Raw genomic sequence first — 14,821 nt, forward strand, 5'->3', positions numbered from 1 at the left:
TTGCCATCCTTACAACAACAATAATAAAATTCAGATAAAATGCAGAAAGCATAAATAGATCGCCACGGCAGGAATAGCCAACAATGTGCTATCCATACGATCTAAAATACCTCCATGACCCGGAATCATATTACCGGAATCTTTAACACCCAAAGTACGCTTTATCAGTGATTCGAAAAGATCTCCCCAAGTGCCGCAAGCGACAGTCACAGCTGCAAACCCCATCCACTGATACACATTCAGACTTGACACCGAGAAGTAATAAAACAGAAGCGAGGATGCAATTGAGAATATCGCGCCTCCAATAAATCCTTCCCATGACTTTTTAGGAGATATGCGTTCAAAAAGACGGTGTTTACCAAATGCCATACCTGTAAGATAAGCAAACGAATCGTTCACCCATATAAATACAAAAATGGCAAGTATATAGATACTCTGATAGGTATCTTCAAAGAAAGGTCGCGCCAGATAATTTAACAGAGCTAACGAGCCCGCAATATATACTTGTCCGAAGATTGAATAAGCCAAACATTTTATCGGATCTTCTTTTTTCTGATACAACTGACTTATAAATATTATAAACAAAAGAAGAAGATAGATAACAAAACCCAATAATCCCGAATGGAAATTATAGAGATAACCTCCCAGAAACAAAAAGACTCCGGCTACTATATTAAGCGTCTTAGATATAGGCACCTTTGCGGTTTTCTCGATCAATATGTAAAACTCATATAAAGCTAAACCTGTAATGAGAGCAAACACTCCGACAAAAATATATTCATCAACAAGAATACCGCCCAACAAAAAAGCCACAAAAACGGCTCCTGCAAGTATACGTACAACAATATTTGGTAGTTTCAATGGAATCTAATTTTTGGTTTTTTCAACGAAAACAAAAGTAATTAAAAATTAGAATATTATCAGTATAAAAAAGCAAAAGGTACAACCTTTACAGTCGTACCTTTTGCTTTCTATATTTTAAATCATGTTATTATGGCTGAACACCTTCAGGCAAAACCGGAGAATCACCTTTTATTTCTTCGACCTTAACATCTTTAACTAAGCCTTCTGTTTCTCTTATCAATTCTTCCGAACGAGATTCCCATTGGCGTTCGCCAAATATCTTTTTAAGATCGTCTGCAAAAATAACCTCTTCAGTCATTAATTTATCAGCCAATGCCTTATGTCCGTCTTTATATTGAATAAGTAATTGCTTCGCTCTTTCATATTGCTCATTAATCATTGCTTGCACTTCCTTATCTATCAGCAAGGCTGTTTCCTCACTATAAGGCTTAGTAAAGCCATAATTATCGCCTGTCGAATCGTAATAAGACAGGTTAGGTAATTTATCGCTCATACCCATATACGAAATCATTGCATAAGCCTGCTTAGTAACACGCTCCAAGTCATTCACTGCACCTGAGGATATATGTCCTACGAACACCTCTTCGGCTGCACGACCACCCAGCAAAGCACACATTTCGTCTAGCATTTGCTCCTTAGTCGTAATCTGTCTTTCTTCGGGCAAGTACCAGGCAGCACCAAGCGCTTTACCTCGCGGTACGATTGTTACCTTCACCAACGGATTGGCATACCTCAAGAACCAGCTTAGAGTAGCATGTCCCGATTCATGAATAGCAATAGTCTTACGCTCATGAATAGTTGTCACTTTATTTTTCTTTTCCAAACCACCGATAATACGATCGACAGCATTGGTAAAATCATCTTTCTGAACCACTTTCTTCCCTTTGCGGGCAGCAATCAAGGCAGCTTCATTACATACATTGGCAATATCAGCACCCGAGAATCCGGGAGTCTGACGAGCTAAGAATTCGATATCTACTGAGTCATCGATCTTCACAGGGCGTAAATGCACCTTAAAGATTTCTTTACGGTCATTCAAATCAGGAAGATCTACATTAATCTGACGATCGAAACGACCTGCACGAAGTAATGCTTTATCTAATATATCAGCACGGTTAGTTGCAGCCAGAACAATGATACCACTATTTGTGCCAAAACCGTCCATCTCTGTCAATAGCTGATTCAATGTATTCTCGCGTTCGTCGTTCGAACCCATATTCGGATTCTTTCCACGGGCACGACCTACAGCATCGATCTCGTCGATAAATATAATACAAGGAGATTTCTCCTTAGCCTGTTTGAATAAATCACGTACACGTGACGCTCCTACCCCAACAAACATTTCTACAAAGTCAGAACCTGACATCGAGAAAAACGGAACATTTGCTTCACCTGCTACGGCTTTTGCCAACAATGTTTTACCGGTTCCCGGAGGGCCTACAAGCAAAGCTCCTTTAGGTATTTTACCTCCTATTTCTGTATAGCGTGTAGGATTCTTAAGGAATTCTACTATCTCTTCTATTTCTTCTTTAGCCTCGGCAAGACCTGCAACATCTTTAAATGTAACTCGTAGATCTGAACCTTTGTCATACAATTGTGCTTTCGACTTACCAACACTGAATACACCGCCTCCACCACCGGAGCCACCGCCCGACATGCGTCGCATCATGTATATCCACAAGCCTATAATAAGAATAAACGGCAAGAAGCTTAACAGCACATCGGTAGCACTAGTAGTCGCTTCATAACTGACATCTATATTATAGTTATGTTCGGCTTTTACACGATCATAAAAGTCTGAAAATCTGTCAGCAGAAGGTATTTTAACAAAAATCACAGGATTTTCTCCGGCACGCTCTGCGTCATTCTTGAAAACATGCTTTACCGAATCCGTTCTTATAAATGCTTTTAGTGAGTTTGCTTTATTGTCTACAACAATTTTGCTGACACTATTATCTTTGACATAACCTTGAAATTCTGACCATCCAATTTCTTTCGACATGCTATTCTCTGTAAAGAAATACATCCCGACAATTGCTGCCAGAATAAACATATACACCCATACCATATTGAAAGGCATCTTAGGTCCTTTCAGATTAGGCCCTTTGGGTTGTTTATTTTCTCCTTTATTGTAGTTATCCATATATTTTCTCCGGAAACTTCTATTTAGTTATTATTTTTTCTTCCAAGATATAACAAGCGGGTTCTGCAAATTGTTGTCAATCAACATCAGGTATTGATTCAAGTTTTGCATCAGCCCAAAGGTGCTCTATATTGTAGAATTCGCGTAATTCCGGTATAAACACATGTACAATAACTGTGCCATAATCGATTCCTACCCAACGGGCTTCGCGTAGCCCATCGACAGTAATAGGGCGCTCTCCTTTTTTCTTTAATTCATTAATGATCTGATCGGAAATTGCCCCTACTTGAGTCGGCATATTACCCTCACAAATTACAAAATATTGACAGATGGTACCGGGTAGCTCTGTCATATCAACAACTACAATGTTTTTTGCTTTCTTATCTTGGCATGCGCCCACAATATTGTTTACTAAGCTTTTTACTTCTTTCATTCGCTATTTTAATGTAGATTTTTATTAAGCTACAAATATAACTCGTTTTTTTGAACAATCGACGTATATCTATCAGAAGAACAAATATTAAATTGTGTAAAATTGCTTAATAGAGAGCATATCAGCTCTCTTTTTCATATTTTTGCAGTCATGAATAACTATGATTCGATAACAATAATAGGTCCTACGGCTTCGGGTAAAACTACTTTTGCCTGCCAATTGGCACATAATCTAGATGCTGAAATAATAAGCGGTGACTCACGTCAGGTATATCGGTCGATGGACATCGGTACAGGAAAAGACTTGGACGACTATATCGTTGATGGCAAAGCTATACCTTATCACCTGATAGATATATGCGATGCAGGAGAGAAGTACAACATATATGAGTATCAGCACGATTTTCACAAAGTATATACCGACATAAAAAACAGGAATAAACTTCCCATTCTTTGCGGAGGATCGGGATTATATATCGAATCGGTACTAAAAGGGTATTCATTAGCCAACGTTCCCGAAAATAAAGAACTGAGAAAAAAGTATGAAGGCAAAAGCTTGTCTGAATTGGAAGAAATTCTATCCACATATAAGGCATTACATAATAAAACAGATGTAGATACAGCCCAACGGGCAATAAGGGCTATAGAAATCGAAGAATATAAGAAAGATCATCCCCTCGAGCAAAACGAATTTCCTCCGCTAAACAGCCTCATTATAGGAGTGGATATAGACAGGGAACTTCGCCGCCAAAAAATATCAAAGAGACTCAAAGACCGGTTAGAAGAAGGGATGATAGACGAAGTCAAAGCTATTTTAGCCAAAGGAATCGTCCCGGAAGATCTTATCTATTACGGCTTGGAATATAAATATGTAACCCTGTATATACTTAATCAACTTTCTTATCAAGAGATGTTTTCTCAACTCGAGATAGCTATTCATCAGTTCGCCAAACGTCAGATGACATGGTTCAGAGGGATGGAAAAGCGAGGTCTACATATTCATTGGATGAATGCCGAATTACCGATCGAAGAACGAATAAAAATGGTGATGGCTTTAATGAAATGAGAAAATAACCCTACTTTTGTAAAAAACAATTAGCTATGATACTTATTCACAACGCCACTATTATAAATGAAGGCACATCCTTCATCGGTTCGGTTCTGATCGAAAATCACTTTATCACAAAAGTATATAGAGAGAAAGAAGTTCCTGCAGAAATACTCAATCATGCTGCAAAAGTAGATGCAAAAGGCCTATGGCTGATTCCCGGAGTAATTGACGATCAGGTTCATTTCCGCGAACCGGGTTTAACACACAAAGGAGATATTGCTAGCGAAAGCCGTGCAGCCATAGCCGGAGGGGTCACTTCATTCATGGAGATGCCTAATACAAAACCTCAGACCACAACAATAGAAGCACTCAATAATAAATTCGAGATAGCGGAAGATAAATCATTTACCAACTATTCGTTCTATCTCGGTGCTACAAATGACAACTTGCCTGAACTCAGAAAAGTTAATCCAAAAGAAGTGTGTGGGGTTAAAGTATTTATGGGATCATCTACCGGTAATATGCTGGTAGATAAAAAGAAGGCCTTAGAAGCTATCTTTGCCGAAGTAGGTATGTTGATCACAACCCATTGCGAAAAAGAAGAGATCATTCAACAAAACATAGCTCATTACAAAGCAAAATTCGGAGATGATATCCCACTTCAATACCATCCGCTTATCCGTAGCGCGGAGGCTTGCTACCGATCATCCGCCGAAGCGGTAGAGCTAGCTGATAAATATCAGACACAATTGCATATATTACACCTTTCTACCGAGAAAGAGATAAGCCTGTTCGATGCAAAACCTCTGGCTGAAAAGAAAATTACAGGCGAAGTTTGTGTACATCACCTATGGTTCTCTGATGAAGACTATGCTAAATATGGCACACGTATAAAATGGAATCCTGCCGTAAAAACGAAAGAAGACAGAGATGCTCTTATGCAAGGACTGCTAAGTGGTAAACTGGATGTCATTGCCACCGACCATGCACCTCACCTGCTAGAGGAAAAGCATGGCGGATGTCTGCAAGCCGCATCGGGTGGCCCATTAGTACAACATTCTCTGCAGATGATGTTAGAATTGGCAAAACAAGGTAAAATAACCAAAGAACAGGTTGTTGACAAAATGTGTCATGCGCCTGCAATCCTCTACCAAATACATAAACGCGGATATATCAGAGAAGGTTATTATGCGGATATTGTATTGGTAAACCCTGAAAAACCATATACCATTACACAAGATAATATTTTATACAAGTGCAAGTGGGCTCCATTGGAAGGTGAAACCATGTCTACAACAATAGAGAAAACATTTCTAAACGGAAGAATGGCTTTTAACAAAGGAGTTGTGCACGACGTAAGAGGAATGGCTTTGAGATTCGACCGCTAAAATCAGAAAGGATACCCAATACCAAAGTGGAGAGCCATACGTGACAATCTCGGCTGGAACAAAACGAACCGGTCGGATTGCGGCAAGCCCGGATCGTAGGCCCTCACTCCACAATCGAGACGAAGGAGAAGAAACCCTAAATCGAAACGTATACCTGCGCCATAAGCCACAGCTATCTCTCTATAAAAATTGGAAAACTGAAACTGCCCCCCACCCTGAGCCTCATATTTCTTTAATGTCCAAATGTTTCCTGCATCGATAAATTCGGCTAATTCAAGCAGACTATTTACCTTATGGCGGTTCTCTATACTTATATCGAGTTTCATATCCCCGACCTGATTCACGAAGTCTTCGCTATTATTGTTACCACGGTAAGAACCGGGTCCCAGTCTTCGGGTATTCCATCCTCTCACACTATTAGCCCCCCCGGAGAAGAAACGCCGTTCGAAAGGTAATATATTAGAGTTTCCGTATGGATGTGCCAAGCCCAATCCAACATGATATGCCAATGAATGCCTCTTAGAAAAATAAAATGTGCGGGCATAATCGATATGACCTTTTATGTATTCTGCATACGCCACTCCGAATATATTCCTTTGTCCATTTTCTCCAGGGCTGTCACCATTCATCGCAGCAATCAATCGAGGCAATACTCCAGCCACTTCTAACGAACCACGAATAGAATAGGTCGGATATAACGGATTGAAGCGCCGCCCATTAACCAATGTAAATGAATAAGATGTACGGGAAATAAACTGATCTTTGTAACTCTCCCTTAATAAAGGATTGTTTACATTATTTAGAAACAAACTATCGAACCGCGCCGACACCCAAGGCATACGAACATAGTTTATATCGAATAAATCGACACTATGAAGCAAGCGGTTATTATTAGACGACCATCCGTAATTGACAGTCATATTGAAAAATTCACGTGTATATTCGGGGCGATGCTGATTATTTAACCCGACGCTGAATCGGGTTGTCGCTGTTGGCATCTCCCGCCAGCTTTTCTTAAGAAAAGGAACAAGGAACAGTGGAAAGGTAACACCTGTTTCTATTCCATATTCATAAAAACTCTGATTCAACAGGTCGTCCTCATTTCCTCCGGAAATAAATTCGTAAGCACCTTTTAGTTTTATACTCAACTGCTCAGATCCATTAAATAGATTTTGATGCTGATAAGAAAGACTGGGTGCAACCCCTATATCCCCCGCTGAGTTTGTACCGTCAAGACTCGCCTTAAACCAATGTGCATTGGCAGGAGTCAGTAAGATTGTAGCATCCAGCAAATGTGTACTATCTTCGGAAGAGGGTGTCGTACTTATATTCACCTGCTTTATTGCACTCATCTGATTAAACGACTCGTATGTTTTGGTTAACGCTCTATCAGAGTAAAGCGCACCTTTTTTTATGTAGTTATTTCGGCGGATACTTGTTGATCGCAAAAATTTATTTTGCCCTCTTATTATCCAGATGTCATTGTATTGAGTTGTATCAGCATTTCTGAAATAAGGATTTTTCCGATTTCTTCTATTTCCCCCCTGAGGTCTATCAGGTGTCTCTAAAGAGTTGAGACCAGAAACAATAGTAACCTTATTCCAACGTAAACGAGGATATGGAAGACTATCTTTTGCCGGATAAATATTCATATACAAGTCTACCTGATGCGAATTAAGTGTTGTATCTGCTTTAAAATAAACAAATTCTTTCGAGAAATTATAATATCCGCCGTTACGCATAATGAGATTGACCCGTCCACGTTCCTGTTCCAGCATACTCATGTCGTAGAAGTCACCTTTCGCAAGATAAGGCTTGAGGGGAACTATTTTCATAATACGAGCCATGGTCGTATCTTCTATGGTATAGGTATAGTTACGAATAAGATAAGGGGTGCCTCCCTTTATATTATATGTCACAGTCATCTTCTTACCCTTAGCTCTAAGAGCTGTGTCTACCTCAGCATTAAGATAACCCTGATTACTCATTTCCTTTTGTAACTGAGTAGCCGAAGATGCTGCACTCCTCGCACTATATATAACAGGGGCTTGTCCCATTTTTCTTACTGCACGGGTAATCCATTTGCTGGTGTCTTGCCCTGCCATATTATAAATATTCAGACGAACTTTGCCAAAAAGAGGTAAGCTACCATTAGGCTGCTGGCGGACAAAAGATTCTAAGTCAGAGGTCGCATTTTTTGTGTCATGCTTAATATTTATAGCATCGAGTAAATACTCTCCTTCCGGAATGTTTTTGGTAGTACTACATGCCGCAATAATCAATATTAAAAATATACACAGTAATAAGCGAAGTCCTCTCATAATTAATATTAATAACGTTTTACAAATATAAATGTTTATTGACAGAAACCATTAAGGTTGCAAACCTATTTATTATTCAGATCATAGCCAGCAAATGGTTTTTAACTCTCAGCCTTCGTATTTCTCACTTATTTCGACAACTAGAGAATGTTAAAAGGTAACAAAAGTGACACTTTTTATATAGCTTTTCACTGTAACCTTTTGCTAATATTTTCACCTCTTTTCAATTTATTACCAGAAGTTGTCTAGACTTTTCAAAAGTCTTTCTTTTTACTCTCTCTGTCATGCTGAACGATAGAGAAGCATCTCACAACCGAGATTCTTCGTTCCTCAGAATGACAAAATAATACGAAAAACAAAAAGTCTACACTTCCTATATAGATAAATCCGAAAGATCATATATCAACATAAAATATCAAATGTGCAGGAGGCTTCCTCTTCTATGCAGATTCAAATGCAAAACAACTTTAAAGCAAGACGCAAAGAGTTAAGTGATGTTTTTATGTATTCTCTCTGCCAAAAATAACATACCTTTGCGGTCGAAATATGAAAGAATATCGATTGACAGATTGGTTGCCAACCACTAAGAAAGAGGTTGAGATAAGAGGATGGGATGAATTGGATGTTATCTTATTCTCTGGTGATGCGTATATAGATCATCCTTCTTTTGGAGCAGCAGTAATCGGTCGTATGCTCGAAGCCGAAGGATTAAAAGTTGCCATAATACCTCAGCCTAACTGGCGTGACGACTTACGCGATTTCAAGAAATTGGGCAAGCCCCGTCTTTTTTTTGGCATAAGTCCCGGCGCAATGGATTCTATGATAAACCATTATACAGCAAATAAACGCTTACGTTCCGACGATGCCTACACGCCCGCAGGAAAAGCAGGTATGCGCCCCGATAGACCTTCTATCGTATATTCTAATATTCTGAAAGAATTATACCCCGATGTGCCCATCGTACTGGGAGGAATAGAAGCCTCGCTGCGCAGAGTCACACACTACGATTATTGGGACGACAAATTATACAAATCGATTCTTGTTGATTCTAAGGCAGATTTGCTTATCTATGGGATGGGAGAAAATCCACTTAAGGCAATCGTCACCCAATTAAGGGAAGGGAAAGCAATAAATACTTTGAGAGAAATTCCCCAAACAGCGTACCTTGCAAAAGACAAAATCGACCCACATAAAGACAGAGAAGATATCCATCTTTTTTCTCACGAGGAATGTTTAGCGGATAAATTGAAACAAGCTAAAAACTTCCGCATAGTGGAAGAGCAATCCAATATGGTTCATGCTTCGCGCATTATTCAAAACTATAATGAAGGATCAGTAGTCATCAATCCTCCCTATCCACCGATGTCGGAAAAGGAGATAGATGCCTCATTTGATCTGCCATATACACGTTTACCTCATCCGAAATATAAGGAGAAGGTTATTCCGGCTTTCGAGATGATTAAATTCTCAGTCAATATGCATCGCGGATGTTTTGGCGGCTGTGCTTTCTGCACCATATCTGCCCATCAGGGAAAGTTTATAGCATCGCGCTCTAAAAAGTCTATATTGAATGAGGTAAAGCAGATAACAGAAATGCCCGACTTTAAGGGTTACCTGAGCGATCTGGGAGGCCCTTCGGCAAATATGTACGCCATGAAAGGCAAGGACGAAAATATTTGTGCCAAATGCAAACGCCCCTCATGTGTACACCCTAAGATATGCAAGAATCTGAATGTCGATCATTCCGCACTATTAGATGTTTACGCTGCAGTAGATGCGCTACCGAAAATAAAGAAATCGTTTATAGGCAGTGGCGTCCGCTACGACATGCTTCTACATAGAAATGATGACGACAGACTGAATAAAATATCAGATAAATATACGAAAGAACTTATTCTGAATCACGTTTCGGGACGATTGAAAGTAGCACCCGAACATACTTCTGACAAAGTATTGAACTGCATGCGCAAACCCAGCTTCCAGCAGTTCCACACTTTTAGAAAGATATTCGACAAAATAAATAAGGAATCAGGTATGAAACAACAACTGATACCTTACTTTATATCATCGCACCCCGATTGTACAGAGGTAGATATGGCAGAGTTGGCTGTTGAGACAAAACCCTTAGGATTTAAGTTGGAGCAAATCCAAGATTTCACCCCTTCACCTATGACTTTAGCTACAGAAATATACTATACAGGCTATCATCCCTATACACTGGAAAAAGTATATACTGCACGTACTAAAGATCAAAAACTGGCTCAGCGCCAATTTTTCTTTTGGTACGACAGAGAGTATCGCCAACAAATTATTCAATCGTTGAAAAAACTGAGACGAGACGATCTGTTAAATAAACTATACGCAAGATAAGCTTCTAAATATAAGCCCTATATAAGAAAATGAAAAATATAATATTCATTCGGCTTTGTCATCCCGAACTGAAAGGAGGGATCTTCTATCTCTTGAGATTATTAACTAATAGCTAGACTAATTTCAGAGCAGATCCCTCCTTTCAGTTCGGGATGACAGAATGGGTGAGAGACAAATATAACTCACAACTCATAATTATATATGATGTTTATATCGAACTCACATTATTGAAATAATAGATTTAACAATTAAAGATACCACTATGAAACGACTAACAGCACTATTTTTATCCACAACACTATTTATTCTCTCTTTGTCTGCTCAAAAAGCCGAAGGTGATGTAGTAAACAAAGGTGACGCTATGCCGTCTTTCGTGCTCTCTTCTACCGAATACGGAAATATAGATTCCAAAGATTTAAAAGGAAAAGTAGTCCTAATCACAATATTTGCCACTTGGTGCGGACCTTGCCAGAAAGAGCTGGCAGAAGTAGAAAGTATATTATGGCCAAAATACAAGGATAATCCCAATTTCAAAATGCTTGTAGTAGGACGTGAACATACCGAAGATGAACTCATAAAATATAATACGCGTAAGAAATTCACATTCCCTCTATACCCTGATGCGAAACGTGAGTTCTCTAATAAATTTGCGACAAAATATATTCCTCGCGCTTATTTAGTCGATAAAAATGGGATGATAATTTATGATTCTAGCGGATTCAAACCTGAGGAGTTTGATCAGTTGCTAGAACTAATTGACAAGTTGACAAAAGAGTAATACATTTATTATTTAGAAGCCAGATACATGGAGCACACGCCAAATGTATAGGTCTTATATTCTGCCTGAGCAAATCCATTTTTCAAAAGTGTATTCACCATTTCTTTTCCCTGAATAAATGCCTCTATCGATTTAGGTAAATAAGAGTATGCAACCTGATCTTTCGAAATCAGGCGACCTATTGTCGGTATAAACAATCGTGAATAAAGCCAATAACCCTGTTTCACAGGAAAGTGGTTAGGTGTTGACAATTCGAGAATCATTAATTGACCTCCGGGTTTTAATACACGGAGTATCTCTTTCAAACCTTTATCCAAATCTTCAAAATTACGTACTCCAAAAGCCACCATCGCAGCATCAAATGAGTTGTCGGCAAGATCAAGAGCCATACAGTCCTGTTTATCGAATACGATCTTATCAGACAAACCTACTTTTTCGACTTTCTTACGACCGACTTCCATCATACCTTCCGATATATCGATGCCTAAAATTGACTGTGGCTTTAGTATATCATAAGCCTGCAATGCCAGATCCCCCGTTCCTGTTGCAATATCGAGGATTTGTTGAGGATTCACTTTTTTCAGCATAGACAAACCTTTATTCCGCCAACCTCTATCGATTCCCATCGACATAGTGTGGTTAAGAACATCATAATTCTCAGCTATAGAATCGAACATCCGCTCTACCTGAGCCCCTTTGTTTTCGGAACTCGAATAGGGCACTATTTTCTCAGCATCGTAGGTCATAGGTTATAAAATATGGGATTTCTATTCGTTTTAAATAACAAACTGCAAAGATTATATACTCTGCAGGTAGTTGAATATCTCCACATGATGAATAGCTTGAATTTCATTTCTATTTCCTTCTGCAATCATTTGAAAAGGATCGGTAGAGTTATCAATCAATATCCAATAGTCAGAAATAGGGACATACATTCTGAAAAGATTGCGCATCCCGGCTCTATATCTTCTGCGAATCACATCTTCGGGCACATTGTGCCCTCCCATGCTAACTCGTTGTTCCACTCTCCTGATCGCTAATTCCGGAGAGTCGAGCCAAAAATAAATGAGCGTAACAAAATAGCCTTCACTTTGGGCTTTTCGAATGAAACTGGCATAAGACTTTGTTGCCAATGTTGTTTCTATTGCAAAATCTTCTTTTAGTTGCAGCATTTCATTCATCCGATAAACCATAAGGCGACCTGCCTCTATCGAAGCTCTTTCGGGCTGAAACGGAGACAGACCTTTTGCTATTTCATCAGCATTGATGAACTCTTTACAGTCCAGCATCTCAGGAAACATTGCATATGATGCGAGCGTTTTTCCGGCACCATTACATCCTGATATGATATAAAGATTTGGCATATGAACTTATATTTTGTTCTTAGAAACCAGTTTGTATTTTCGCGGAAAAGAATTTAAACGGTTTCCAGATATTCGGTAATATTTTTCTTTAGGCGGATAGCTACATCCGAAACATCAGCCTTAACGAACGGCTCTCCAACTATCTTTTCGTATAGCTCGATATAACGTTCCGAAACACTGTTGCAATACTCCTCTGTCATTTCAGGAACCTGCTCGCCGTCTCTTCCTTGGAATCCGTTTTCCATTAGCCATTTGCGAACAAACTCTTTCGACAACTGTCTTTGTTCTTCCCCCTTGTCGAATAACTCCTGATAAGTATCAGCATAAAAATAGCGTGAAGAGTCAGGCGTGTGAATTTCGTCTATCAGGTAAATTTTACCATCACGTTTACCGAATTCGTATTTAGTGTCCACAAGTATTAAACCTTTTTGAGCAGCGATTTCCGTACCACGTTGGAATAATGCGTAGGTATATTTTTCCAATTGTTCGTACTCCTCTTTGCTAACAAGACCTTGAGCAATAATTTCTTCTTTCGAAATATTCTCGTCGTGCCCTACATCTTCTTTAGTAGTCGGTGTGATAATAGGAGAAGGAAACTTCTGATCTTCTTTCATCCCATCGGGAAGAGCTACACCACAAAGAGTTCTTGCTCCTTTTTTATATTCTCTCCATGCACTACCGGTCAGATAACCACGGATAACCATTTCTACTTTATATTGTTCGCATTTCAGACCAACTGTAACCATAGGATCAGGCGTAGCCAGCTTCCAGTTAGGAACAATATCTGAGGTAGCATCTAAAAACTTAGCAGCTATCTGATTCAACACCTGCCCTTTGTATGGTATACCCTGAGGTAGAACTACATCGAAAGCCGATATACGATCGGTAGCTATCATTACCAATGTATCTTCACCAATGGAATATACATCTCTTACTTTACCATGATAAACACTTGTTTGTCCCGAAAAATTATAATCTGTTGTTACTAAAGTATTCTTCATCTTATATTTTATATCTTTATTATACTTGATATTATAACACAAAAACGTCATCAAAGTTAACAGAAAGTCTGTTAAAAGCAATGATTTTTTCTAAGAGATTAATGCTCAAAGCCTTTCTTTTCTAGTGTTTCTTTTTTATTTCGTACATCTTCTTTCTCATAAGCATCGACTATACGCTGCACTAATTTATGACGCACAATATCGGCCTTATCAAATTCAATATAGCCAATACCTTTTACTCCTTTCAACACACGAAGCGCATGCTTCAAGCCCGATTGTTGAGTCGGCGGTAAATCTATCTGAGTCATATCGCCGGTAACAATCATCTTTGCATTCATCCCCAAACGGGTCAGAAACATTTTGATCTGCTGCACCGATGTATTCTGTGCCTCGTCTAATATAATAACAGCATCGCTCAATGTCCGTCCACGCATAAATGCCAATGGCGCTATCTGTATTGCTTTATTTTCTATATAATCTTTCAGCTTTGCCGGAGGAATCATATCTTCCAAGGCATCGTATAGTGGTTGTAAATACGGATCTATTTTATCTTTCATATCGCCGGGAAGAAACCCCAGTTTTTCACCGGCTTCTACAGCCGGACGACTTAGAATTATCTTCTTTACCTCTTTATTTTTGAATGCCTTTACAGCTAAAGCGATCGCTGTGTATGTCTTGCCTGAACCAGCAGGCCCTACACCAAATACCAGATCGTTCTGACCGAAAGCATCTACAAATGCTTGTTGATTGGGCGTGCGGGCACTAATAGGCTTACCATTCAGTCCGAATACAATAAGATTTTCTTGTTTAACCACATTAGGCGATTTTCCTTTTATGATATCTACAATATCTTCTTCCGAAAGCGTATTTCTTTCGCTACAGAATTTCTCAAGTTCTCTTATTTTTTCTTCGAAAAGAGGAATCTCTTCGGCATTACCACTCACCTTTATAACATTGCCCCGAGCAACGATCCGCAGTTTTGCAAAAAGCGTTTTTATAAGTTGTACATTCGCATTATTAGTCCCAAAAAAGACAACAGGGTCTATATTTTCTAAAATTATTATTTGTTCTATCATTCAATTTTATATCAACTGTATACCATAAATAAA

12 protein-coding genes are annotated in these 14,821 nt (G+C 39.0%); 4 read left to right on the top strand and 8 right to left on the bottom strand.

Annotated elements, in window-relative coordinates:
- Positions 1-30: 30 nt before the first annotated feature.
- From G7Y57_RS09255 to rsfS, 3 genes are all read right to left on the bottom strand, one after another.
- On the bottom strand, positions 31-861 hold the full coding sequence (locus G7Y57_RS09255) for a phosphatidate cytidylyltransferase (RefSeq protein WP_165022779.1): 831 nt from the start codon (positions 859-861) through the stop codon (positions 31-33).
- A gap of 130 nt (positions 862-991) precedes the next feature.
- Positions 992-3,007, bottom strand: coding sequence for an ATP-dependent zinc metalloprotease FtsH (gene ftsH, locus G7Y57_RS09260; protein WP_165022782.1), 2,016 nt, complete (start codon positions 3,005-3,007; stop codon positions 992-994).
- A gap of 76 nt (positions 3,008-3,083) precedes the next feature.
- A complete protein-coding gene (rsfS, locus tag G7Y57_RS09265) occupies positions 3,084-3,440 on the bottom strand; it encodes a ribosome silencing factor (protein ID WP_165022801.1) in 357 nt (118 codons plus the stop codon).
- A 150-nt stretch (positions 3,441-3,590) separates the two neighbouring features.
- Between rsfS and miaA the strand changes: the two genes are divergently transcribed.
- Together miaA and G7Y57_RS09275 are read left to right on the top strand one after the other, a co-directional pair.
- Positions 3,591-4,505: a tRNA (adenosine(37)-N6)-dimethylallyltransferase MiaA gene (gene miaA / locus G7Y57_RS09270; RefSeq protein WP_165022803.1), complete on the top strand. Its 915-nt coding sequence runs from the start codon at positions 3,591-3,593 to the stop codon at positions 4,503-4,505.
- A 35-nt stretch (positions 4,506-4,540) separates the two neighbouring features.
- Positions 4,541-5,878: a dihydroorotase gene (locus G7Y57_RS09275; protein WP_165022805.1), complete on the top strand. Its 1,338-nt coding sequence runs from the start codon at positions 4,541-4,543 to the stop codon at positions 5,876-5,878.
- A gap of 2 nt (positions 5,879-5,880) precedes the next feature.
- Here G7Y57_RS09275 and G7Y57_RS09280 read toward each other — a convergent pair whose 3' ends face one another.
- Positions 5,881-8,199, bottom strand: coding sequence for a BamA/TamA family outer membrane protein (locus G7Y57_RS09280; RefSeq protein ID WP_165022807.1), 2,319 nt, complete (start codon positions 8,197-8,199; stop codon positions 5,881-5,883).
- Positions 8,200-8,745: 546 nt separating this feature from the next.
- Here G7Y57_RS09280 and G7Y57_RS09285 point away from each other — a divergent pair.
- Positions 8,746-10,569: a YgiQ family radical SAM protein gene (locus G7Y57_RS09285; RefSeq protein ID WP_165022810.1), complete on the top strand. Its 1,824-nt coding sequence runs from the start codon at positions 8,746-8,748 to the stop codon at positions 10,567-10,569.
- Positions 10,570-10,831: 262 nt separating this feature from the next.
- Entirely contained in the window at positions 10,832-11,347 is a 516-nt protein-coding gene (locus tag G7Y57_RS09290; RefSeq protein ID WP_165022812.1) for a TlpA family protein disulfide reductase, read from the top strand.
- Between the two features lie 8 nt (positions 11,348-11,355).
- Here G7Y57_RS09290 and ubiE read toward each other — a convergent pair whose 3' ends face one another.
- The 4 genes from ubiE to G7Y57_RS09310 all read right to left on the bottom strand — a co-directional run bounded on the left by ubiE (position 11,356) and on the right by G7Y57_RS09310 (position 14,788).
- Entirely contained in the window at positions 11,356-12,093 is a 738-nt protein-coding gene (ubiE, locus tag G7Y57_RS09295; protein ID WP_165022814.1) for a bifunctional demethylmenaquinone methyltransferase/2-methoxy-6-polyprenyl-1,4-benzoquinol methylase UbiE, read from the bottom strand.
- A 51-nt stretch (positions 12,094-12,144) separates the two neighbouring features.
- On the bottom strand, positions 12,145-12,711 hold the full coding sequence (locus tag G7Y57_RS09300; RefSeq protein ID WP_165022816.1) for a zeta toxin family protein: 567 nt from the start codon (positions 12,709-12,711) through the stop codon (positions 12,145-12,147).
- 53 nt (positions 12,712-12,764) lie between these two features.
- Positions 12,765-13,712: a phosphoribosylaminoimidazolesuccinocarboxamide synthase gene (locus G7Y57_RS09305; protein WP_165022818.1), complete on the bottom strand. Its 948-nt coding sequence runs from the start codon at positions 13,710-13,712 to the stop codon at positions 12,765-12,767.
- A gap of 98 nt (positions 13,713-13,810) precedes the next feature.
- Positions 13,811-14,788: a PhoH family protein gene (locus G7Y57_RS09310; RefSeq protein ID WP_165022820.1), complete on the bottom strand. Its 978-nt coding sequence runs from the start codon at positions 14,786-14,788 to the stop codon at positions 13,811-13,813.
- Between the last annotated feature and the right edge of the window lie 33 nt (positions 14,789-14,821).

It is taken from the genome of Dysgonomonas sp. ZJ279 (assembly GCF_011039205.1).
Taxonomy (GTDB): Bacteria; Bacteroidota; Bacteroidia; order Bacteroidales; family Dysgonomonadaceae; genus Dysgonomonas.

What these genes read in the sequence shown, in the direction of transcription:
- ftsH (WP_165022782.1), bottom strand. Translation starts at nt 3,007, where the DNA reads ATGGATAACTACAATAAAGGAGAAAATAAACAACCCAAAGGGCCTAAT.
- rsfS (WP_165022801.1), bottom strand. Translation starts at nt 3,440, where the DNA reads ATGAAAGAAGTAAAAAGCTTAGTAAACAATATTGTGGGCGCATGCCAA.
- miaA (WP_165022803.1), top strand. Translation starts at nt 3,591, where the DNA reads ATGAATAACTATGATTCGATAACAATAATAGGTCCTACGGCTTCGGGT.
- G7Y57_RS09275 (WP_165022805.1), top strand. Translation starts at nt 4,541, where the DNA reads ATGATACTTATTCACAACGCCACTATTATAAATGAAGGCACATCCTTC.
- G7Y57_RS09280 (WP_165022807.1), bottom strand. Translation starts at nt 8,199, where the DNA reads ATGAGAGGACTTCGCTTATTACTGTGTATATTTTTAATATTGATTATT.
- G7Y57_RS09285 (WP_165022810.1), top strand. Translation starts at nt 8,746, where the DNA reads ATGAAAGAATATCGATTGACAGATTGGTTGCCAACCACTAAGAAAGAG.
- G7Y57_RS09290 (WP_165022812.1), top strand. Translation starts at nt 10,832, where the DNA reads ATGAAACGACTAACAGCACTATTTTTATCCACAACACTATTTATTCTC.
- ubiE (WP_165022814.1), bottom strand. Translation starts at nt 12,093, where the DNA reads ATGACCTACGATGCTGAGAAAATAGTGCCCTATTCGAGTTCCGAAAAC.
- G7Y57_RS09300 (WP_165022816.1), bottom strand. Translation starts at nt 12,711, where the DNA reads ATGCCAAATCTTTATATCATATCAGGATGTAATGGTGCCGGAAAAACG.
- G7Y57_RS09305 (WP_165022818.1), bottom strand. Translation starts at nt 13,712, where the DNA reads ATGAAGAATACTTTAGTAACAACAGATTATAATTTTTCGGGACAAACA.
- G7Y57_RS09310 (WP_165022820.1), bottom strand. Translation starts at nt 14,788, where the DNA reads ATGATAGAACAAATAATAATTTTAGAAAATATAGACCCTGTTGTCTTT.